Raw genomic sequence first — 21,151 nt, forward strand, 5'->3', positions numbered from 1 at the left:
ATGGAGAATAATCAATATAACGTCGTTATCGATGATGCATGGTTTACCGTATCGCAGCTGGATGAAGCCACGTTTGCAATCAGTGAATACGGACATTGGGAGAAGGTGCATTCGTTTCTGTTGATAGGGAACGAGCGTGCCGCATTGATCGATACGGGACTCGGCATCGACAACATGAGGCGGATGACGGATCAGCTGACGGATTTACCTATTATCGTGCTAACCACGCATGTTCACGCGGATCATATCGGCAGTCATGGGCAGTACGGGGAGATTTATGTGCATGAGGCTGAGGAGGACTGGCTCGTCAGCGGTATTCAGAAGCTTTCCATTGAACAAATCCGCAAGGACATATCACGCGATATCACGAGACCCGTACCGGCTTCCTTCGATCCGGCAACCTATACCCCTTATCAGGGGCAGCCGGCCGGTATTCTCCGGGATCGAGATGTCATCGAGCTGGGCGGGCGGAGTTTGGTCATTTACCACACACCGGGCCATTCTCCCGGACATATCGCGGTATTTGATATAAACCGAGGTTATTTGTTCACAGGGGATTTGTTGTATGATGAGACGCCGGTATATGCTTTTTATCCAACGACAAGTCCGGAGGATCTCGTAAACTCTCTGGAGCGGATAGTGAATATCGATGGCGTAAAGCGAATCTACGGTTCTCACAATACGCTTGGGCTGGATCCGGCATTGCTGGCCGTGGTTCAAGAGGCGGTTCAAGAGCTGCGGGCAAAAGACCTTGTCCGATTTGGAACGGGCATTCATCGGTTCAACGGATTTTCGGTTCAATTTTAATAGCACCGTTATAAGAAAGAGCCGCCTGCAGATCCGAAGTAATCTGGATCAGGAGGGCGGCTTTTTTACGCAAAAACGATTCTCTCAGGGGATAAGCTACTTCCACATGTTGATGAGCATCTCGGCATGGTACGACAAATTCATCTGCGCTCTATCCGATATCGCCCCCCCCCCCGGTTTCTTATTCTCCCTTAGCTGGCAACCTGCGCCCGGTACTTGTGTTTCCCGGTCGTGGAATCCTCCATCGTAAGGCGTCCATTCTCATACGCAAACCGAGTCCGAATACTAAAGACCCGAGTATTTTGATAAAGGCCGGTATAGGATTTGGCTTCCTCTTTGCTTAATTCTACAAACACAGGCTTCGGATTTGATGCCGTTTCCGGAAAGTAATGATCCATGAACTCCTCGTATATTTCCAAGCTCATATTGGTGTCGTTATTATAGGACATATAAAAGCCTGTGTTCTTCTCCGGAATCAACACCATCAAGGAGGAGTGTCCCGGCATATTGCCGCCTTTTAGCACCACATGGTGTCCATTCATCAATTCTTTGTAGAAGCCTTCGAAGCCAACGGTGGCGATCGGTACAGAAGGCTCAGCGTAAGTTTGATAGGTATGCATCTGCTTCAAGCTTTGCGGACTTACCAGCTGATGATCGCCATATTTCCCATTCTGCAGCTGCATGAGCAAATAATTGGCCATGTCCTCACCCGTCGATAAGATGCTCCCCTGCGGGCCATCGGTGGGTGCGTGACCATACAGTGGTTGAAACTCCCCGGTTGGACTGTAGTGGGAGGCCATTCGCGCAAGCAGGTCAGGTGTGAATCGAACACTTGTGGATTTCATCCCCAAAGGCTCAAAAATATTCTTTTTCATGTACTGGTCAAAACGCATGCCGCTCATATTCTCCACTGCATACCCGGCGAGCATGAATCCAAAATTATCGACACGTAGGCTTCCCCCGGCGGTCTGACCACGGTTGGCATATGTTTTTCCAAAAAATCCCGGGTTGGAATGTCCTGCTTCACGTATTCCGGCGATGTATAGGTTGTAATGTCAGGCATATCCACGCCGCTGGTGTAGGTTAGTAAGTCGAACATGGTTAGCGGCTTCCCTGTTCGATTCGGAATTTTCAGCCCTCCCAAGTACTCTTCGATATTATGTTTTAGATTGATTTTGCCTTCATCCACGAGCTGCATCGCGGCCAATGCCGTGAATGTCTTGCTAATGGAAGCAATTTGAAATACGGTTTGCGAGTCAACGGGAATTTGCTGTTCTTTATTGGCATAACCATACCCCTTATTGACAAGCACCTTGCCATCTTTGACGACTACAAAGTTGGACCCTACGACATTGTACTTCTTCATCTTGTCGGCAAACAGCGGGTCCGCGAATTTCAACAATTCCTGTGTATCGGAAGGTCCGCTGTGGATGGAGGCGGATAATGCGGCAGAAGAGGCGCAAGTTTGGTCGAATCGGAAGCCGCGGCTTTGGGTAGGAGAGGTCCATTTCCCATTAATGTGGCAGCCGTTAAAGCCCCCGTAGATACAAGTAGAAATGCTGTTTTCACTTTTTGATTGTTCCATTTCATTGATACCATACTCCTTCAGAGATGTGATTGGATAAGGCTCGCCCTCATGCTTCATTCCGGCAGTCCTAGCAATAAGCGAACGATCTCCCACAGTATGGCTGATGGTAAGTCATATCGGTCAGTAACATTCGGTCACTTCTTTGGGAAGGCGTGTCATATGACATTTTGACACTGTTGCACATGACAACGAGTGCAGTAGGATACAGAAATATCAAGGTCATGAAGACATGAAAGGAGCCTAATCTATGAAGAAATGGCTGAGGGAGTACCTGTTAAACTTTTGTTTTTTGATGTTGACTTTTGGAACTGGAGTGTTTTACTTTTGTTACTATCTTGTGGGACTTGTATTTGGCTTCAGCATGAGTTTTACCCTGATCGGGATACCTGTTCTTACCTTTGTAATGCGAACGTCACGGACCTTCATGAATTACGATCGAACTCAGGCAAAGTTCTATATGGACATAACGATCGAACCTGTTATGAAGAGAACATCATCCGGCTCCTACTGGAATCAGGCTATAGTGGAGCTGTCGGACATCCGAAATTGGAAGGCCGTATCGGTGCTCATGCTGAAGGTTATCGTTGGCATCGCTAGTTTGTTCAGTGCCGTCATCTTCTTTATCGTTCCCATTCTATGGATATTGGCCCCATGTATCAGTTCCTTTGCGGATATCAACGTAGGACTTATTCGCATCGATACCTTGCCCAAGTCCCTGCTTATGATGGGAGTCGGCCTTCTGTTTGCTTATGCAGGGTCGTGGGCGGCTAAGGGAGCGGCGAGATGGACAGCCCGGTACACGCAGTGGATGTTTTCGGTTTGGAGGTAGACACATTGTTGGGGCCGTGTCATATTAAGGAGGACCGTGAAGGAACTGCAGGGAGTGAAAGTTTTTGTTTGATATAGTGAAACAATGGAAATGGTACGACTGGGCGATGCTCTTTATTCGCATGATGGGCTGCATCTCCCTGATCATCACATGTATAGAGTTCAGGCACCAGCTTACCGCAGCGTTATGGATCGTCGTCATGTGGGAATTGGCAGCCTTCTCGATACCTTGGCTGTGTCTGCTTCTGAATCGTAAAGCATATTTGTTCACCGAGATCTTATTATCAGGCGGAATCGCCGTTTATTTGACTTCCTTATTCCCGGGGGCTTACTTGTCATTTATCATTCCGGCCTTTCTGATGGCTGCGAACAGCTATGGAACCACGTACAGATGGACAGCCCCCCTTGCGGCTATCTTGGTTCCAATACTGATCAAGCTGTATGCCCCGTCAACGGATTTGTTACTGATGATAGAGCATGTTGCTTTAGCGTTTGCATTAGGATTTGCCTTTCATCTGTTGATGGCCAACTACAGCCAAAACGAAATTATTCGGACACACAATACGATATTGGAGCAGTATTTATCTCAGGTCGAGCGGGTCACGCTGTTGGAAGAACGGGAACGCGTGTCCAAGGAACTGCATGATACGATGGGCCATACGTATACTGCGGTCATCATGGGCTTGGAAACGCTTCGTTCTACGGAAACAGATGCATCAGCTCAGCGTAAGCTGTCCAATCTGCTGGAACTGACGCGGAGAAGTCTGGATGAGGTCAGAGGGTATTTGCATGAGCTGGATTCACCGCTAGAGCAGATTCCCTTGGTGCAGTCACTGAGACAGGTAACAGAGGATTTCGAGCGCAATACCGGGGTAAAGGTAGGACTTAGAGTGCTTGGTGAAGAGTACCCGGTATCCCGGCAGGCCAAAATGACCTTCTTCCGCTGTCTTCAGGAGTCCTTAACGAATAGTGTGCGGCACGGTAATGCGACGAGGGTTGACGCCGTGCTTCAATTCGAATTGCAGCAGACCCGGCTAGAAATTCGGGATAACGGCAGTGGAAGCGTGCAAATCCAGGAAGGTTTCGGTTTAAGCGCCATGAAGGAAAGGGCCTATCGCCTTCAAGGCCAAGTATCGGTTTATTCAACTCCTGAGGCAGGAACCGTTGTGACCTGCAGCTTGCCTAGAATTTCGGAGCCTGCAGATGAAGTCATCCGGCTTTTATTGGTGGATAATGAACCTTTTATCAGGGAGGGTCTTGGCATCATTCTGGAATCGGAGAAGGACCTTGAGGTGGTAGGACGTGCAGAACATGGGGAACATGCTTTGGACATGTGTGAGAAGCTTAACCCCCAGCTGGTGCTGATGGATCTGGAGATGCCCGTGATGGATGGCATTACAGCCACCAGGTTGATCAAACAACGTTGGCCGTTAGTGAAGGTTATCATATTCACCACATTTGAACAGAGGGGCAAAGCTGTGGAAGCCATGCGAGGCGGAGCGGACGGTTATTTACTGAAGTCGATGGAACCACGTGAACTTGCCGAGAACATACGAATCGTGTATCGAGGGGGAACTTTGATGGATCCGGCGATTGTGGCGAAGCTCTTCGATGGGGAAGCGTGCGGCTTCATGAAGGAAGAGGGTGGCTCAGCATCTGTAATCGAAGCCGATCCAGCGTCGTCTCCACTTCTGAAGTTATATGATTTGACACCAAGGGAGATTGAGGTTCTGAAGTAACTCTCCCAAGGATTGCGGTACAAGGCGATTGCGATGAAATTGTATCTCTCAGACGGGACTGTACGGAATTATGCCTCAACTTTGTATGCCAAGCTGGGCGTCCGCAACCGGGACGAAGCGATAGAAGTTGCAAACCAGGCCGGACTCTTATGAGCCTAGCCTGGTTTGTTTCATTTATTTCCCTGTATAGAAGCAGATGTTATGGCATCACATCAGGAGTCCATCATCAGTAACTGCGGTCCATGTTTTTGCCGTAATAAATTTCGTCCATCTCCAGTTTGATGCGCTCGGTTATTTTCTGCTGCTCGGCATCGGATAGCTTATCCTTTGTGTAACCGAACAGATAATTGTCCAGATCAAACTGCTTCAGCTTACACTTGGTGTGGAAGATGTTTTCCTTGTATACGTTGACATCAATCATATCGAATAAATCCTTGGCTTCGTCTGGAATATAGTTCTGAATGGAGCTGATCTCATGGTCGATAAACAGCTTGTGCCCGTGAATATCCCTCGTGAAGCCCCGAATTTTATAGTCGATCGTCATAATATCCGTATCAAAGGAGTGGATCAGGTAATTTAAGGCTTTCAGCGGAGAAATCTCCCCGCAGGTCGACACGTCGATATCGGCCCGGAAGGTGCTGATTCCCTCATCGGGATGGAATTCCGGATACGTATGGACGGTAATGTGGCTCTTGTCGAGCTGCAGGATGACGTTATCCGGCAGCGGACCCGGCGATTCGTCATAGGATTCCTCCGGAACCTCCACGACAGGACCCTCGGATACTAGCACCGTCACGCTGGCGCCCTGCGGGATATAATCCTGCTTGGCAATGTTCAGGACATGGGCTCCGATGATTTCGGCCACATGGCTCAATATTTTTGTGAGTCGATCCGCGTTATATTGTTCATCAATATATTCTAAGTACGCTTCTCGTTCTTCTCGGGTCTTCGTATAACAGACATCGTACATATTAAAGCTGAGCGATTTCGTCAAGTTGTTGAACCCGTGCAGGGTAACGCGTTCTTCTGGTGTCATATCCATATGAATTTCCCCTTGTGTCGTTAATATATCAGTTCGAGTACCTATTATTTCCGAAACCGGCGATTCCTAATCTGCCCGCGCGTCGCCTTCTGCGTTAACATTAATATGTTCTTACCCGCATCGGGTTCAACATTAACAGATGGTTCTGGAATGATAGAGACAAGACTCGGAATATAAAACAAAAAAAGACATCCTGCGCATGCAGCATGTCCCTTCATATTTTCCTATGGGCATCGTATTGCCAAATAACCATCATGCTTCCTAAACGTCACGATTACTCCGCGAATTCCAGCAGTTCGATCACATTGCTAAAAGGGCCTCGGATCGCGCTGTATAAACCGGGAGGGCAGGGCTGCGGGGTATCAAAGACCTTGTTTTATTGGCAGCATAAAATGCCTTCACCGGATTCCATGATGGATTTTAAGCTGGCCAGCATGCCTCTCCATGCATCCACATGCCATTCCCGGGCTTGCAGCGACGCCTCGGTATCCTTCCAGCCCGTGTGCTCCAAGGTGATTCTCGTGCCGCCGTCCTGTTCAGGTCTAAAAGACACCTTGACCGTGGTCAATTTCCCCTGATTCATCGTTTCCGCAAAGGGATCGGGTCCTTTCCACTCAAAAACGAGGATATGCGGCTCATCATACTGCAAAAGGGTACAGCCTGCGGTGCACATCGATTCACGATTGGTGGGATTAAAATAAAGCTCGAATTTCCCGCCCGTCTTCGGTTCAATTTCAGCAGCCGGCGCAAACCACTCGGTTATCCTCGCAGACTCCGTCCATGCTCGCCAGACTAGCTGCACATCGGCTTGAATCACGGTTTCTTGAATAATGGTCATATGTATTCCTCCATCATATAGCGCTCTTTGTTTTCAGATAACGCTTCTTGCAGTTCCATTATAAATGGACATGCGCTTCAAAAATTCTTCTACCTTGCGCTGTTGTTCCGATCCTTCTCAAACAAGAGCAAAGGCAGATTAACAACAATCGGCGGGTCGTAGGGCAGAGGCTCGCGCAAGGTGATGTTCACGGCGAGATCGGTTTCTTCGTCGATATGGACAGGCTCCTCCCGCTTGCCGCGCAAGGATTTGCTCAGCAGAAAATAATCTTTTGGATTGAGGCTCCAGGGGATGCCCGCTGCCAGCACATAATACGTTCCGGTTGGTATGCCGGTTAAGGTACAGGTCCGGTTCTTGAGGTTGACCGCCGTACCGGAGACGGGCTTCTGATCAGGCACGGGTCTTGGGAACAGACCAACGTAAATCATGCCGCGGAACGCCTCGGGAGCTTCGATCCGGCAATGAATCCTGGGCAGAGCATGTCTTTCTTCCTCTGCCCAGGCTATTGGCTTGTGCTCATATTGATTCACGTAACGATGCAGGGACTCGGTGGTGGAGCGGAACCTTTTCGGAGACAGACCGACAAACTGCTTGAAGCGGGTATTGAAGGTGCCGGGACTTGCCAAACCGATGCTCAATCCGATTTTTACAAGCAGGGAAGGACTTTGAAGGAGCTCGATTTTGCCGGATTCAACCCGGAGCGCGGACAGGTATTGCCTGAGCGATATGCCGGTTACTCGTTTGAATACTCTGGAGAAATGGTAGGGGCTGTATCCCGCAAGATCGGCGAGCTGCTCGGTCGTCATGGGCTCGTCCAGATGCTCCTTCATATATTGAATGGTTTGATTTATGGCTTCGGTATGTGCGTCATTCATTAAGATCACCAACTTCATTTTTTGGGCTTTACATGATAGCAAGCCTTTTTCCACATTTATGAAGTTCTCCTTGTCGAATGCAATTTCCTTCCCCGATTCGGTTGCCCATTCATGGAAAGGCCGTTAAACTTAAAGGATGAAGGCTTTTCGAAACGGAAAACCAAGGTGAATTAAGGAGTTTTTATCCATGAATGTGGAAACAAATGATAGAGAATCGATGAATATGGATACAGCGCGGGATTATCTGCAGAAATATTACGGCTATCCTGATTTTCGGGAGGGCCAGAAAAAAATCGTTGCCAGTCTACTGACGGGTCAGGACACGCTCGGGATTATGCCGACGGGCGGAGGCAAATCGATCTGTTATCAGATTCCGGCGCTCCTGTGCCCGGGTCTGACGTTAGTCGTATCGCCTTTGATCTCCTTAATGAAGGATCAGGTGGATGCACTCACAACAGCGGGCGTGGCGGCAGCCTATATCAACAGCACGCTTAGCGGTAAGGAAGTGAACGAGCGCATACGTGCGGCCAAGCGCGGAGAACTGAAGCTGTTATATGTCGCTCCGGAACGGCTTGAACTGGATTGGTTCCGGGAGGAGATGGCCGGTCTCGACATTTCGATTGTGGCTGTCGATGAAGCGCACTGCGTATCCCAGTGGGGGCATGATTTCCGGACCAGCTATCTCTCGGTGGCTCCTTTTGTTAAAGGGCTCCCGAACCGTCCGATTGTGGCGGCCTTCACGGCCACGGCCACGCCTGAAGTGATGGAGGACATGCAGCGTCTGCTTCGACTGGAACAGCCGCAGGTGTTCGTGACGGGCCTTGGACGCGATAATCTGGAGATGTCGGTGCTTCGCGGCGAGAACAAGCGGGAGTTTGTGCTGGACTATGCGGCCTCGCATACCCACCAGCCGGGAATCATCTATGCCGCCACTCGTAAAGAGGTGGATGATTTATGCCAGCGCCTTCAAGCCAAAGGGCTTCTTGCGGGGCGATACCATGCCGGCATGAGTGACGCGGAGCGAGCGGAGAGCCAGGAGGCCTTCCTCTATGACGATATTCGCGTTATTGTGGCAACGAACGCATTCGGTATGGGGATCGATAAATCCAACGTCCGGTATGTCATCCATTACAATATGCCGAAAAATATGGAGTCCTACGTGCAGGAAGCGGGTCGCGCCGGACGGGACGGGGAGCCCAGCCAGTGCATACTGCTGTTCAGCGCCCAGGATATTATGACGCAGAAATTTCTGATCGAACAGAATCCCCAGGAGGGCGAGCGCAAGCAGAACGACTACCGGAAGCTGCAGCAGATGATCGATTACTGCTACACCACCCGGTGCCTGCGCAGCGCGATGCTGGATTATTTCGGGGAAGAGCACGAAGATAAGCCCTGCGGTACGTGCAGCTCCTGCACGGATGACCGGGAGCTTGTCGATATCACGGTGGATGCTCAGAAAATCTTCTCCTGCATCCACCGGATGCGCGAACGCTTTGGCGTGTCTATGGTCGCCTCCGTGCTGAAGGGCTCACGGGCGAAAAAAGTGCTGGAATACGGCTTTGACCGCCTTCCAACCTACGGCGTGATGTCGAATCGGACCGAGAAGGAGATATCCGAGACGATCAATGTGCTCATCTCGGAAGGGTTCCTGGCGCTGACAGAAGGCCAATACCCTGTCGTGAAACTGCAAAGCGAGGCGGCCGATGTGTTAAAAGGTCAGCGCGAAGTGATGCAGCGCGTTCCGCGTCCTTCCAAAGCCGCAGGCAGCCAGCGCAGCGGCAGCCGCCGCGATTATTCGCCGTCAGCCGTCAACGAGACGGTGTTCGAGCAGCTCCGCTTGATTCGGCGTGAGCTGGCAAGCAAAGAGCATGTGCCGTCCTACATCATTTTTAACGACGCAACATTGCGGGAGATGAGTGTGGTTTGCCCGCAAAGCGAGGATGAGATGCTGAATGTCAAAGGGGTCGGCGAAGTGAAATTCCGTAAATACGGCCGTCCGTTCCTGGAATTCTTCCTGAATGGTCAGGGCACATCGAGTGACGGTGACGACTTGTACGACTATGAATAATAGGCTGGCATAACCGGCAGAAACTAATTTAGAAGGAAAGTGGACCCTACCATGAAAGTCATACTATCAACCTTGAATGCCAAGTACATTCATACCTCCTTGGCTATTCGCTGCCTGAAAGCATACAGCGAGAAGGATTTCGATATCGAACTGACGGAGTACACGATTAAGGACCCCGTGATGAATATCGTCTCCGACCTGTTCCAGCGCAAGCCGGATGTGATCGGATTCTCCTGTTATATATGGAATATCGAAGAAACAATTAAAGTGATCGATATCGTGAAGAAGATTATGCCGGAGGTCACGATCATACTGGGCGGACCTGAAGTATCCTACGATACGGAGTATTGGATGAAACGGCTGCACAATGTCGACTTTATCGTCATGGGTGAAGGCGAGGAGACCTTCCACCATTTGCTGCAAACGATAGAGGGGGACCGGAAGTATCATTTCGTCTATGGCGTAGCTTACCGTAAGCAGGACGAAGTCATTGTGAATCCCGGGAGACCGAAGAGCATTCTGGCGGAGCTGCCTTCCCCGCATCGTTTTCCGGAGGATATCCCACATCTCGGGAAGCGGGTTGTCTATTTTGAGACCAGCCGGGGCTGTCCCTTCAGCTGCCAGTTCTGCCTGTCGAGCATCGAGGTGGGGGTTCGCTACTACGATATTGAACGGACCAAGGCGGATATTCTCTACCTGATCGAGAACGGAGCGAAATTGATCAAGTTCGTAGACCGCACCTTTAACATTAAGCGGGATTACGCGCTTGAAATGTTCGAGTTTTTGATTGAAAACCATGGCGGCTGCGTGTTCCAGTTTGAGATCACGGCGGATATCATGCGTCCCGAGGTGCTTGATTATTTGGCGAAAAATGCGCCTCCCGGCATTTTCCGGTTTGAAATCGGGGTGCAGTCGACCAACGATCCGACAAACGAGCTGGTGAAGCGTCGCCAGAATTTTACTAAGCTTTCGCGCACGGTGACAATGATCAAGGACAGCCGCAAGATCGACCAGCATTTGGATTTGATCGCAGGTCTTCCCGAAGAGGATTACGATACGTTCCGCAAAACGTTTAACGACGTATTCGCGCTTGGGCCGGAGGAGCTGCAGCTAGGCTTCTTGAAGATGCTGCGGGGAACCGGGCTGCGGATCGATGCGGACAAGTACAACTACACCTATATGGATCATGCTCCGTATGAGATTCTGGGCAGCGACGTGCTTCCGTTCTCGGATATCGTTCGATTGAAGAGACTGGAGGATGTGCTGGAGAAGTATTGGAATGCGCACCGGATGGACCATACCCTGAATTATTTGATGAAGCATGAATTTACGTCGCCGTTTGATTTCTTCCAAGAGTTTGGCGACTACTGGGAAGGACAGGGCTGGCAAAAAATCGGCCATCAGCTCGAGGACCTGTTCACCCGTTTAACAGCTTTCCTTGAAGATCGGAAGACCCCGCATATGAACGTTGTCTCCGGTCTCATGAAGTTTGATTATTTCCTGGGCCATAAATATAAACCGCGGAAAATATGGTGGGATCATAATCAGGATAAAGCGCAGTGGACCGCCAATGTTCGCAAAATCGTTGAGGAACCTGCGGCCCTATCCGACGGTTTTGCCGATCTAGGTATCACGGAGCGCGATCTGCAGAAACATGCGATGATCGAGGTGCTGCCATTTAACCTCATCGATGCCATCCAGGGTGGCACCGGAATCCCTGACAACGCGGACCATGCAACGATGCTGCTAGTATTGTACCAGCAGAACGAAACAGGGCAGCCGCAGTACTACACCATGCCTGTGGAGTTAGCGAAGCAGGCATAGTAGAGGAAGCGAAGGACAACCCTTTATCGGAATTTGATGCGAGCGGCTTGTCCGTTTTGGCAAAATATCTTTCTTCTAGGTTTAGGGATTGGTAGGGACTGATAGGATTGAAACTGTGATCATGCCCCCTCGTTATCGTAACGGACCCGGAATAAAACACCCTTGGGATCGGTATTCTAATCGCATCAACCGATGAGGAGGGGATGTTTATGAACGGGAAACAGAAGGGGCGGGAACAGCATCCGCAGGACGAGCCCACCATTGCGCCAGGCATGGAAACCAATGACGATCTGCGCGAAGAGGCTACGGAGGATGAAGTAGCGCATGGCGATTACACTGAGGTCACGCAGCTGATCATCGACCGCACGCCGAATGAGGAAGAGTAAGAGGCTGGGCTGTCCCGTTAATTAGGTTTACTTACTTGACGGATAGCTTGTCAGATTAAAAAAGGGTATTTGGATTCACTAAAGGGCAACCTCTTTTTGTTTATGTTAAGGGTGGATATGCACAGCGTCATACAACAGACAGAGGGGGTGTCCCAAAAGGTCAATTGACCTTTTGGGACACCCCCTTTTTAATTCGTCCTGCATCATTCTTTTACATCATCCGTTTCGATTCTTGCGGTGTCTGCTGTCTCATGCGATCCCGCTGTGTGCCGTTCGAGCCAGTCGAGAACATGTGCCGCTACTTCATCCCGGTTGATTTCATGCAGCATTTCGTGGCGGCCGCCGGGATACAAACGGTATTCAAGATCCTGAATGCCATGTTTCCGGTACAATTCGATCAACCGCCGTACGCCTTTACCGCGGTGTCCGACCGGATCATCCTCGCCCGAGAAAATATAGACCGGCTTATCCTTTAGAAGGCATTCCATCAGTTGAGGTTTATGAATCTGGGACAGCAGCTTGAAGAAATCATGGAAGAAACGAGCGCTGCATACCTGACCGCAGTAGGGATCGTTGATATACTTATCCACTTCCGCTTCATCCCGGGATAACCAATCAAATGGAGTGCGAATAGGACCGAAACCTTTGTTGTAAGGGCCGAACACGATGGCGTTCAGCATCAGACTCCGGTGCGTGTTTCCTTGGAGGCGCATTTGGGCCGCTGCCAGATTCAAACCGAACGCTAGTAGTCTCTGGGGACCGTTGGTGCCGGACAGAATGAATCCGTCGAATAATCCGCCGTTCGAACACATGATCTTTTGGGTCAAAAAAGACCCCATGCTGTGACCCATCAAGTAATGTGGAACATCCCCATGGCGCTTTTGAAGCTCGGAAGCAAGAAGCAGCAGGTCTTCAATCATCCCTTCGAATCCATTCTCCCCGGCATCGCCGAGAAGCGTAAGGCCGGACGTTTGTCCATGACCCCGATGGTCGTTGCAGTACACGGCGTAGCCGTGTGCTGTAAGCAACTCGGCAAGTTCCTCGTATCGTATGCCGGTTTCGCACATGCCATGCGCAATTTGCACGATGGCACGAATAGGATGGTCCGGCTCCGGCAGCCATTGATATACAAAAACATGCATGCCCTGCGTATTCAGCATCGTAAACGTGTCGGTTTGCATTACAGGCCTAACACCTCCACAAAAACGAATGGTTTATTTCAATTATTTATACCCTGTTTAAGGAAGATAGGAACGAAGAACCGTAGATTGCCCATCCAATGTATATGCACCCAGGTTAGCTGGCAGCAGGAAGCATTGTCCGGAGGTATAATCGATGGAGCCGTTATCCCAGCTGAGGGTTCCTTGACCATCGCATACCACCACGATCGTGAAGCTTTCAACTGAAGTGGACAAGGACCAGGCACCGTTAACAACGCCTTTTTCGACTACAAAATAAGGAGATTTGGCAAGCTCAAGCCATTCTCCAGGAGCGGTTCCTTCCGTGCTCATGGTAGTTGCGCCCGATCCTTCATAGGCCGTCACGTTTAAGGAGTCCTCAATATGAAGCTCGCGCGGCTTACCGTCCAGCCCTGGTCGATTATAATCAAAAATCCGGTAGGTGGTATCCGAATTTTGCTGAATTTCAGCCACGACAACGCCCGCACACAGCGCATGTACCGTACCGGCAGGTATGTAGAATGTATCTCCGGCTTTTACGGACACTTCTTGCAGCTGGTCCATAACCGTGCCGTTTTCCATGGCTTCTTTCAAAGTCTCGCGGCTGACGCCTTCTTTCAGACCGTATATGATTTTGGCGTCCGGCTTCGCATCCAGCACATACCACATTTCAGTCTTGCCCAGCTCGCCTTTCGGAAGCCCCTCATAGTCATCGGTCGGATGGACCTGAACGGAGAGGTTGTCATTGCAGTCAAGCAGCTTGATCAGCAGCGGGAAACGTCCGTTAACCTCGGAGAATCCTTTGCTGCCAAACCACTCCCGTCCGAATTGCTCCCGCACCTGATCAAGACCGCGGCCGGCAAGTTCACCGTTCACAATGCTGGTTGTACCGTTCGGATGGTCGGCGATCATCCAGCCTTCTCCGATATGTCCTTCAGGAATATCCAAGCCGAATTGCTCCAGGGCACGGCCACCCCACACACGTTCTTTAAATTCGGGTTGGAACAACAATGGATATGGTTTTGTCATTGTAATCATCTACCTTTCATCATGTTTGGAATATTCTATGGATGTTGTAAAGTGCGGCACCTCTCCTAGAACTTATATCATATCGGCTTCTTCCGTTCCAGTGCAATGAGATATGGCGCTTCGGAACGCTGAAGACCACGATATAATATCGTTTGCACTTTGTGCTGGGGCAATTCCGCGGCCCAGGCCAACACGGCGTCCGCTTCGGCATCGCCGCCCTTGTGGCCTGGATACAGCACGATGGTGATAATGCCGCCGGGTCGGAGCAGCTCGATGGCAGCCTCCAGAGCCGTCAGTGTGCTGGCGGTTTCCGTCATGATCCGTTTATCCGATGAATCTGACGGAAGGTAACCGAGATTGAACATGATTGCACCCATGCGGCCATGCTCGCGCTCAGGTACGCATTCTCCCATAAGCGCATGGCTCTGATGGTGAAGAGTAACCTCTGCAAGGGTGTCGGGGGGTTCCTTGTCCAGCCTATCACGAGTCAGCTGCAGCGCCTGTTCCTGAATATCAAAAGCGTACACTTTGCCCTTTGAGCCTGTGCATTTGGCTAGATACAGCGTATCGGCCCCGGTTCCGGCCGTCGCATCCAGCGCAATGTCTCCAGGCCGCAGCCTTTCGGACACGAGTTTATGGGCAAAACTCAAAACCGAGAGGAAGCCCATCAGGATCCCCCCCACAATTTACCCTGCCATGTATCCCGGCGTTTAAGCTCGGCGTCAATGCCGTTAAGCACTTCCCATTTCTTGAGACTCCACGTCGGGCCGATCAAGAGATCCCGTGGAGCGTCTCCGGTCAGACGATGAACAATCATATCCGGGGGCAAGAACTCCAGACTGTCTGCGATAAGGCTGATGTATTCGTCCTGCTCCAGGAACCGCAGCAGCCCGGCCTCATATTGTTTCACCATCGGCGTCTTGCGCATGAGGTGCAGCAGGTGGATCTTGATTCCCTGCACATCCATCTTGGAGACCGCTCGGCCGGTGGCGAGCATCATGTCATGGTCCTCTTGCGGAAGGCCATAAATGACGTGTGTGCAGACACGGATGTTATGCTTGCGCAGCTTTTCGACCGCTTCCAGATAACATTCGGTATCATGGGCACGGTTGATCAGCTCGGAGGTGGAATCATGGATCGTTTGCAGGCCCATTTCCACCCAGAGATAGGTTCGCTCATTCAGCTCCGCCAAGTATTCCACGACGTCGTCAGGCAGGCAATCGGGGCGTGTCGCGATCGACAAGCCGACAACACCCGGCTGCTGCAGAATGACTTCATAGTATTCCCGAAGCTCTTCGACCGGAGCATAGGTATTGGTATAGGCTTGGAAATAACCGATGTACTTGGCGCTCGGCCACTTCTGGTGCTGCCGGTCACGAATGGTGTTGAACTGGGTAACAAGATCATCCCGACGCCGTCCGGCAAAATCACCGGAGCCGCGGGCGCTGCAGAAGGTGCACCCGCCCTTGGCAATCGTGCCGTCGCGGTTCGGGCACGTAAAGCCCGCATCCAGCATAACCTTGAATACTTTTTCCTCGAATTGGCTGCGCATCTCGTAATTCCATGTATGAAATCGTTTGTCGCCCCATAACGTTGGGGCGGGTTTAAGTGGTGTACTCATGTGTGCTCCTTTTTATAGCCGCATAAGATGAATAGAGACAGACAGCCTTAGCCGTGCCTCAGAGTATACATGTTTGACTTAACCTTTACTTAAGCAGATATGTCCATTGTAACAAAAAATAAAACTTTGCGTTATATACAGGTCTTCAAGCCTAATTAAAATGTTGTTACTTGAATGAATTGCATATAATTGGTATATTTAAAATAGAAAAATAAAAATATGATTCAAGCAATTTTGGCATGGGTATATATCGGATAGGATTCATATTTGTGTGACGTCATGGATACAATAATACCGTGAGGTGATTACGAATGAATTCATCGACAGTAAAGAATGACAGTAGAGACAAAATCGCTGTGGAGCTTACCCCGAACGAAGCTTTAGCCCTTACCGGCGTGGAGTTTAACTCCAACCAGGATGTGAAGGCTTCGGCACGTCGCAAGATTCGGGCCGCCTTTGAGAAGACGTTTGATTTTGCGTCGGAAGAAAGGTAGATTATTCACAGTTTAACCATCGCGGAACCCCAATTCCAAATATAAGAAAGAGGAACCTAAATCCTTTGCGTTAAGCAGAGCATAGGTTCCTTTTTCTATGGGGCTCTTTACTTTTGGGATTAACTTCGTCACAATAAATGCAGTATCGGGATATCATTCTAAATTACTTGGAAAGTTTCGGAGGTATGACATGCGTTTACGCGGAAGAAAAGGTATACGGGAAAATCTGGAGCAGCAGGAAGACCTGGTCGTTTTGGACCCCGGTCAATATAGAGGAAAATGGGCTTCATTATTTGGCAATGACCTTCCGATTCATGTCGAATTCGGCATGGGCAAGGGCCAATTTATTAGCCAGATGAGTTACAAGCATCAGCAAGTGAATTTTATCGGGGTGGACATGTACGACGAGCTGATTCGCCGTGCAAGCGAAAAGGGACGCAATGTCTGGGCTCAGGACGGTATCGATACCCCGCCGAATTTGAAGCTGGCGCTGTTTAATATCGAGAACGTCGAGCAGGTTTTTGAACCCGGCGAGATCGAACGTTTATATTTGAACTTCAGTGATCCGTGGCCAAAATCGAAGCATGCCCGCCGTCGTTTGACGCATCCGCGTTTTTTGGACAAGTATTCCCAGATCCTGAACGAACGCGGGGAAATTCATTTCAAGACCGATTCGGTTACACTCTTTGAGTTCTCCCTGAATGCATTTGCCGATTATGGCTTGCAAATGACGAACATTTCGCTGGATCTGCATCGTGACGGATTGAACGAAGAACACGTGATGACAGAATACGAGACCAAATTCGTCGGTCAAGGTATGCAGATTCATCGCTGCGAGGCTATTGTCGGCAAGGAAGCACTTGCTTCCTACCATAAGAATCGCCTTGAAAAATACGGTAAATAACGTCTGTACACTAGAGTCTTCCCGATGATAGCGTTTGCATCTATTATAATAGTAGGAAATCTATCAACTGCGATGACATGTTCGCGGAAAACGACGTAAAAAAGGTGTGCTCCTCTTCAGGAGTACACCTTTTCGTTTTCCAGCATATCGATGATGCTGCGTGCGCTTTGCATCGGATGGAATCGTTCGATGTCTCGCAAATTTTGCGCCCGTTGCTGTTGGATTACGTCGTATTGATGAAGCAGTTTGTTCATCCAGCTGCCAATAACCTCCAGCGAGTGGATAGGCTCACCCAATCCCTGCGCCGTAAAGTATTGGCAATTCTCTTCTTCCTGCCCCGGAAGAGGCTGATGGAACAGCATCGGGATTCCTTTGGCAAGGCCTTCGGTGCATGTCATGCCGCCAGGCTTCGTAACGAGCAGATCCGACACCTCCATCAGCTTGTCGATCTCACGCGTAAAACCCAAAATCCGGATGTTTGGATGCTGGAACCGAGGGTTGTTCTCCATCTCCTCGCGTCCCTTGTCGTTATTGCCGAGGCAAAATATAATCTGTACTTCTTCCCGCCATCGGGTCAAAAATTCATGCACAACTTCGTCATTCATGATGCCCCAGCCTCCGCCCATCACAAGCACGGTAGGCATATCGGACAGATTAAATCGTTCCCTGATTTCCTTCTTGCTCGGATGCGTCCAGAAGTCGGGATGGATCGGAATGCCGGTGACCTGAATTTTGGCTTGCGACACCCCGCGATTGAGCAGCTTTCGCTTCACTTCCGGCGTGGACACGAAATATCGGTCGACCTCAGGACTAATCCATGTATCGTGAGCATCATAATCGGTTATAACGGTACACAGAGGCACATCAATGCCCAGCCGTTTCAAACGCGAGATGACCGCACTTGGTATAAAGTGGGTACACACAATGATGTCGGGTTTGAGCTGTCTAACCACGTTTTTGGTGCTTGTATAGAACATTCGGTGAAGAGCTAAAGCCGTAAAGCGGTTAAAGGACTTTTGATGGCGATACATGTACCCGACCAATCTCGGGCGAGTTGTAATCGTCTTTCTGTAGGCCGAAATGATCAGTGGAGCGATTTTAGGGTTCAAGAAGCTCCCGAGCTCGAGAACTTTGGTCTGTACGCTAGGCGATAACTGGCGCAGGCTGCTGGAGAGTGCATAAGCGGCCTGTGTATGGCCTGCACCGAACCCTTCAGATAACAGCAAGACTCTTTTTTTAGCCACTACTTTTCACCCGTTCTGCAGCGTTATTCTTTAACTTTAACATATCGACTTTGGGAAAAGAAATCAACCATTCTCCGCTTGTGTTTCAGGGACTTTGGTCCCGGAAACGGAATCTTTATTCGGCAAGCTGCTCGCTGGCACCTTGCTACTTAAGGAGTTAGTCAGCGGCGCGCATTTTGTAGAAAATCAGGGTCCGTGGTCTTTTGACTTGAGTATGAGATGCCGCTACAATGATTCAAACGGACATCAAAAAGTTTATTAGAGAAAGAGCATTAAAAAAACGAAAACTTTTTGGGTGTCTGTTGCGTTTATTTATTGACGGACAAGTCGAAAAAGAAAAAATGGGCAGCCAAGAGAAATAAAAAGCAAGAAAACGGATGAAAATAAGAACTAAAGCCGTTTGAAACGAAGCTTGCTGGCAAACGGGATTGCAAGCTGAGCTCTTTTACGAAGTTTTTCCGTAAATTAGAGCATTCCACGGTTTTGACAAAAGATTCAAAAGTGTGGAAAATCGTGTATGACGTGCAAAGTTGCCCCGCGGCACCGAGGCTACTAGAAGGACAGACACAAGTCACAGGGTCATAGCAACAACAAAAAAAGCGAAAAACTTAGAGAGAAAAAAATAACAAACATTCTCGGGTTATAAAAAGGGGGTAACGGAGAATCATGACAGACGCCATCTTTATCGCGCTCCAACTATTCTTGGCCGCGGTGGGTGTGTACCAGTTCGTATTCTCTTTGTTTGGTCTGGTCAAAAGAAAAAAGAAACAACAGTTCGAACCCAATAAATCATTTGCAGTGTTAGTTGCTGCTCATAACGAAGAACAGGTTGTCGGTGCATTAATGGAGAACCTGAAACAGCTTAATTATCCAAAACATCTGTACGACGTATTTGTCATCTGTGACAACTGTACAGACCGTACAGCAGAGATCGTCCGTGCCCACGGGATGAACGCATGCGTGCGTACGAATCAGAATCTTCGAGGCAAAGGTTATGCCATCGAATGGATGCTGAAAGAGCTCTGGGCGATGCCGCGCCAGTATGACGCGGTCGTCATGTTTGACGCGGATAATCTGGCGGATCCGAATTTCTTGATTGAAATGAACAATGATCTTTGCTCTGGAGCGAGAGTTATCCAGGGATATATCGATACCAAGAACCCTGAGGATTCCTGGATCACTGCCTCTTACGGGGTGTCTTACTGGTATATAAACCGCTTGTGGCAGCTTTCCCGCAGCAATCTGAACATGGCGAACTTCCTTGGCGGTACGGGAATGTGCTTTGAGACCAATCTCTTGAAGGAGATCGGCTGGGGCGCAACCAGTCTGGTTGAGGACTTGGAGTTCACGATGCGCAGCGTTATGCGCGGCGTGTATCCGAAGTTCAACTATGACGCGAAGGTATTTGACGAAAAGCCGCTTACGTTTAAGGCTTCCGCCAGACAACGCCTGCGCTGGATGCAGGGTCACTTTACGGTTGCCCGTCGTTATTTCTTCCCGCTGCTGTGGCGTGCCATTAAAGAACGCAGCCTTGTGAAGCTGGACTTGGCCTTGTACGGAGTCAACGTTTACATCGTACTGCTGACTTTCTTGTTGACGGCCATCATCTGGGTGGACAGCTCATTCTTCAATGGTCCGAATATCGCGAACCTGTACGGTTATTTACCGCTATGGCTGAGCTTTACAGCGATCGCGGCGAATGTGTTCACGTTCATGATCGCGATGATTCTGGAGAAGGTGAAGTACAAGAAGGTGTACATGTATCTGGTGCTGTTCCCGATTTACCTGCTGTCGTGGTATCCCATCACGGTGTATGCGTTCTTCACGCAGAACAACAAGCAGTGGAGCCATACGGAGCATACCCGGGTTGTGCGCCTTGAAGAAGTTCAAAGCAAACAAGGCTAATCCCATTTTTTTATTCCCTCTGTGTTGACAGAAGATAGGATGACCTGTTATACTATCCTAGTCTGTTAAACAGAATATCTGATTGCAAGCAGAAGCGCCGCTTCTCACCTGACCGACATGTGTTGGCTGGTTTGATCACGAAATCAATGAATGGATTTAACTTCATTTGTGAGATGAGTATCAAATAGGGATGTCGGTGATTAACCCGTCATCCCTTTATTTTTTTTGCAAACAGGAACAACAAGTAATTTGGAGGTGGAGGACTATCAGTAAAGAACATATGATCAATGACGAGATTCGGGCCAAGGAAGTACGTTTGGTTGGTGCCGAAGGTGAACAAATCGGGATCAAGCCGATTCGTGAAGCACTGCAAATGGCAATTGATCTCAATCTGGATCTGGTGAACGTGGCCCCTCAGGCGAAACCGCCGGTATGCCGCATCATGGACTACGGTAAATTCCGCTATGAGCAGCAGAAGAAAGAGAAGGAAGCACGTAAGAACCAGAAAATTGTGGATATCAAAGAAGTATGGTTCCGAGCCAACATTGAGGAGCATGATTATCAAACCAAGCTTCGCAATGTCGTTAAGTTTTTGAAAGACGGCGACAAAGTGAAATGCTCCGTGCGTTTCCGTGGTCGTGAAATCACCCATGCTAACATTGGTCAAAAGATTTTGGAGCGCGTGAAGGTGGAAGTGGCGGATCTCTGCGTCATTGAACGTCAACCGAAATTGGAAGGCCGAAGCATGATTATGATTTTGGCTCCAAAAGCCTAAGAGAAA

Annotated in this window: 18 protein-coding genes and 2 pseudogenes; 11 read left to right on the forward strand and 9 right to left on the reverse strand. The window is 49.6% G+C overall.

The genetic code is table 11. The features are described 5' to 3' along the window. Window positions 1–807: an MBL fold metallo-hydrolase gene (locus tag PLA01S_RS24750; RefSeq protein WP_127594470.1), complete on the forward strand. Its 807-nt coding sequence runs from the start codon at window positions 1–3 to the stop codon at window positions 805–807. A gap of 218 nt (window positions 808–1,025) precedes the next feature. Here the strand turns inward: PLA01S_RS24750 and PLA01S_RS24755 are convergent. Beyond that, window positions 1,026–2,239: pseudogene (locus tag PLA01S_RS24755) on the reverse strand (serine hydrolase domain-containing protein); the annotation flags it as partial. Window positions 2,240–2,687: 448 nt separating this feature from the next. On the opposite strand from PLA01S_RS24755, the gene PLA01S_RS24760 reads away from it, so the two are divergent. Together PLA01S_RS24760 and PLA01S_RS24765 are read left to right on the forward strand one after the other, a co-directional pair. Next, entirely contained in the window at window positions 2,688–3,224 is a 537-nt protein-coding gene (locus tag PLA01S_RS24760; protein ID WP_246059819.1) for a sensor domain-containing protein, read from the forward strand. A 64-nt stretch (window positions 3,225–3,288) separates the two neighbouring features. Beyond that, window positions 3,289–5,115 (forward strand): annotated as a pseudogene (locus tag PLA01S_RS24765) (response regulator). 73 nt (window positions 5,116–5,188) lie between these two features. Here PLA01S_RS24765 and speD read toward each other — a convergent pair. The 3 genes from speD to PLA01S_RS24785 form a co-directional block, all read right to left on the reverse strand. After that, window positions 5,189–6,004 carry an adenosylmethionine decarboxylase gene (gene speD, locus PLA01S_RS24770; protein ID WP_127594472.1) on the reverse strand — a complete coding sequence of 272 codons (816 nt, stop codon included), beginning with the start codon at window positions 6,002–6,004 and terminating at the stop codon, window positions 5,189–5,191. Window positions 6,005–6,380: 376 nt separating this feature from the next. Next, a complete protein-coding gene (locus PLA01S_RS24780) occupies window positions 6,381–6,842 on the reverse strand; it encodes an SRPBCC family protein (RefSeq protein WP_127594473.1) in 462 nt (153 codons plus the stop codon). Between the two features lie 89 nt (window positions 6,843–6,931). After that, the gene (locus PLA01S_RS24785) at window positions 6,932–7,717 is read right to left on the reverse strand and encodes an AraC family transcriptional regulator (RefSeq protein WP_127594474.1); all 786 of its coding nucleotides are present in this window, start codon (window positions 7,715–7,717) and stop codon (window positions 6,932–6,934) included. 187 nt (window positions 7,718–7,904) lie between these two features. Here PLA01S_RS24785 and recQ point away from each other — a divergent pair, with 187 nt between their 5' ends. The 3 genes from recQ to PLA01S_RS32130 all read left to right on the forward strand — a co-directional run bounded on the left by recQ (window position 7,905) and on the right by PLA01S_RS32130 (window position 11,995). Then, window positions 7,905–9,785, forward strand: a complete 1,881-nt coding sequence (gene recQ, locus PLA01S_RS24790; protein WP_127594475.1) for a DNA helicase RecQ — start codon at window positions 7,905–7,907, stop codon at window positions 9,783–9,785. 51 nt (window positions 9,786–9,836) lie between these two features. Further along, window positions 9,837–11,609, forward strand: a complete 1,773-nt coding sequence (locus PLA01S_RS24795) for a B12-binding domain-containing radical SAM protein (protein ID WP_127594476.1) — start codon at window positions 9,837–9,839, stop codon at window positions 11,607–11,609. Between the two features lie 209 nt (window positions 11,610–11,818). Continuing rightward, complete coding sequence (locus tag PLA01S_RS32130; RefSeq protein WP_164817511.1) at window positions 11,819–11,995, forward strand: hypothetical protein; 177 nt, start codon at window positions 11,819–11,821, stop codon at window positions 11,993–11,995. Window positions 11,996–12,198: 203 nt separating this feature from the next. Here PLA01S_RS32130 and PLA01S_RS24800 read toward each other — a convergent pair whose 3' ends face one another. From PLA01S_RS24800 to mnmL, 4 genes are all read right to left on the reverse strand, one after another. Further along, on the reverse strand, window positions 12,199–13,176 hold the full coding sequence (locus PLA01S_RS24800; protein WP_127594477.1) for an alpha/beta hydrolase: 978 nt from the start codon (window positions 13,174–13,176) through the stop codon (window positions 12,199–12,201). 57 nt (window positions 13,177–13,233) lie between these two features. Continuing rightward, entirely contained in the window at window positions 13,234–14,202 is a 969-nt protein-coding gene (locus PLA01S_RS24805; RefSeq protein ID WP_100539515.1) for a type I phosphomannose isomerase catalytic subunit, read from the reverse strand. A 77-nt stretch (window positions 14,203–14,279) separates the two neighbouring features. Beyond that, window positions 14,280–14,870 (reverse strand): tRNA 5-(aminomethyl)-2-thiouridylate-methyltransferase MnmM, encoded by a 591-nt coding sequence (gene mnmM / locus PLA01S_RS24810; protein WP_127594512.1) that lies wholly within the window; start codon window positions 14,868–14,870, stop codon window positions 14,280–14,282. After that, window positions 14,870–15,823 carry a tRNA modification radical SAM protein MnmL/YtqA gene (gene mnmL / locus PLA01S_RS24815; protein ID WP_127594478.1) on the reverse strand — a complete coding sequence of 318 codons (954 nt, stop codon included), beginning with the start codon at window positions 15,821–15,823 and terminating at the stop codon, window positions 14,870–14,872. Before mnmL ends, mnmM begins: the two co-directional genes overlap by 1 nt. Before the next feature lie 311 nt (window positions 15,824–16,134). Between mnmL and PLA01S_RS24820 the strand changes: the two genes are divergently transcribed. Together PLA01S_RS24820 and trmB are read left to right on the forward strand one after the other, a co-directional pair. Further along, window positions 16,135–16,317 (forward strand): hypothetical protein, encoded by a 183-nt coding sequence (locus tag PLA01S_RS24820; protein WP_127594479.1) that lies wholly within the window; start codon window positions 16,135–16,137, stop codon window positions 16,315–16,317. A gap of 190 nt (window positions 16,318–16,507) precedes the next feature. Beyond that, window positions 16,508–17,221, forward strand: coding sequence for a tRNA (guanosine(46)-N7)-methyltransferase TrmB (gene trmB, locus PLA01S_RS24825; protein WP_100538978.1), 714 nt, complete (start codon window positions 16,508–16,510; stop codon window positions 17,219–17,221). Window positions 17,222–17,337: 116 nt separating this feature from the next. Here trmB and PLA01S_RS24830 read toward each other — a convergent pair whose 3' ends face one another. Next, window positions 17,338–18,465, reverse strand: coding sequence for an MGDG synthase family glycosyltransferase (locus PLA01S_RS24830; protein ID WP_127594480.1), 1,128 nt, complete (start codon window positions 18,463–18,465; stop codon window positions 17,338–17,340). A 230-nt stretch (window positions 18,466–18,695) separates the two neighbouring features. Between PLA01S_RS24830 and PLA01S_RS32895 the strand changes: the two genes are divergently transcribed. From PLA01S_RS32895 to infC, 3 genes are all read left to right on the forward strand, one after another. Then, window positions 18,696–18,827, forward strand: a complete 132-nt coding sequence (locus PLA01S_RS32895) for a hypothetical protein (RefSeq protein ID WP_272868169.1) — start codon at window positions 18,696–18,698, stop codon at window positions 18,825–18,827. A 304-nt stretch (window positions 18,828–19,131) separates the two neighbouring features. Next, window positions 19,132–20,370 carry a glycosyltransferase family 2 protein gene (locus PLA01S_RS24835; protein WP_127594481.1) on the forward strand — a complete coding sequence of 413 codons (1,239 nt, stop codon included), beginning with the start codon at window positions 19,132–19,134 and terminating at the stop codon, window positions 20,368–20,370. A gap of 280 nt (window positions 20,371–20,650) precedes the next feature. Beyond that, complete coding sequence (gene infC, locus PLA01S_RS24840) at window positions 20,651–21,145, forward strand: translation initiation factor IF-3 (RefSeq protein ID WP_071222668.1); 495 nt, start codon at window positions 20,651–20,653, stop codon at window positions 21,143–21,145. The last annotated feature ends 6 nt before the right edge of the window (window positions 21,146–21,151 follow it).

This window comes from Paenibacillus lautus NBRC 15380 (assembly GCF_004000945.1).
In the GTDB taxonomy this organism is placed as follows: Bacteria; Bacillota; Bacilli; order Paenibacillales; family Paenibacillaceae; genus Paenibacillus_AQ; species Paenibacillus_AQ lautus.

What these genes read in the sequence shown, in the direction of transcription:
- recQ (WP_127594475.1), top strand. Translation starts at nt 7,905, where the DNA reads ATGAATGTGGAAACAAATGATAGAGAATCGATGAATATGGATACAGCG.
- trmB (WP_100538978.1), top strand. Translation starts at nt 16,508, where the DNA reads ATGCGTTTACGCGGAAGAAAAGGTATACGGGAAAATCTGGAGCAGCAG.
- mnmL (WP_127594478.1), bottom strand. Translation starts at nt 15,823, where the DNA reads ATGAGTACACCACTTAAACCCGCCCCAACGTTATGGGGCGACAAACGA.
- PLA01S_RS24760 (WP_246059819.1), top strand. Translation starts at nt 2,688, where the DNA reads ATGTTGACTTTTGGAACTGGAGTGTTTTACTTTTGTTACTATCTTGTG.
- PLA01S_RS32130 (WP_164817511.1), top strand. Translation starts at nt 11,819, where the DNA reads ATGAACGGGAAACAGAAGGGGCGGGAACAGCATCCGCAGGACGAGCCC.
- PLA01S_RS24780 (WP_127594473.1), bottom strand. Translation starts at nt 6,842, where the DNA reads ATGACCATTATTCAAGAAACCGTGATTCAAGCCGATGTGCAGCTAGTC.
- PLA01S_RS24785 (WP_127594474.1), bottom strand. Translation starts at nt 7,717, where the DNA reads ATGAATGACGCACATACCGAAGCCATAAATCAAACCATTCAATATATG.
- PLA01S_RS32895 (WP_272868169.1), top strand. Translation starts at nt 18,696, where the DNA reads ATGATTCAAACGGACATCAAAAAGTTTATTAGAGAAAGAGCATTAAAA.
- PLA01S_RS24800 (WP_127594477.1), bottom strand. Translation starts at nt 13,176, where the DNA reads ATGCAAACCGACACGTTTACGATGCTGAATACGCAGGGCATGCATGTT.
- PLA01S_RS24805 (WP_100539515.1), bottom strand. Translation starts at nt 14,202, where the DNA reads ATGACAAAACCATATCCATTGTTGTTCCAACCCGAATTTAAAGAACGT.
- PLA01S_RS24820 (WP_127594479.1), top strand. Translation starts at nt 16,135, where the DNA reads ATGAATTCATCGACAGTAAAGAATGACAGTAGAGACAAAATCGCTGTG.
- infC (WP_071222668.1), top strand. Translation starts at nt 20,651, where the DNA reads ATGATCAATGACGAGATTCGGGCCAAGGAAGTACGTTTGGTTGGTGCC.
- PLA01S_RS24750 (WP_127594470.1), top strand. Translation starts at nt 1, where the DNA reads ATGGAGAATAATCAATATAACGTCGTTATCGATGATGCATGGTTTACC.
- PLA01S_RS24795 (WP_127594476.1), top strand. Translation starts at nt 9,837, where the DNA reads ATGAAAGTCATACTATCAACCTTGAATGCCAAGTACATTCATACCTCC.
- speD (WP_127594472.1), bottom strand. Translation starts at nt 6,004, where the DNA reads ATGGATATGACACCAGAAGAACGCGTTACCCTGCACGGGTTCAACAAC.
- PLA01S_RS24835 (WP_127594481.1), top strand. Translation starts at nt 19,132, where the DNA reads ATGACAGACGCCATCTTTATCGCGCTCCAACTATTCTTGGCCGCGGTG.
- mnmM (WP_127594512.1), bottom strand. Translation starts at nt 14,870, where the DNA reads ATGGGCTTCCTCTCGGTTTTGAGTTTTGCCCATAAACTCGTGTCCGAA.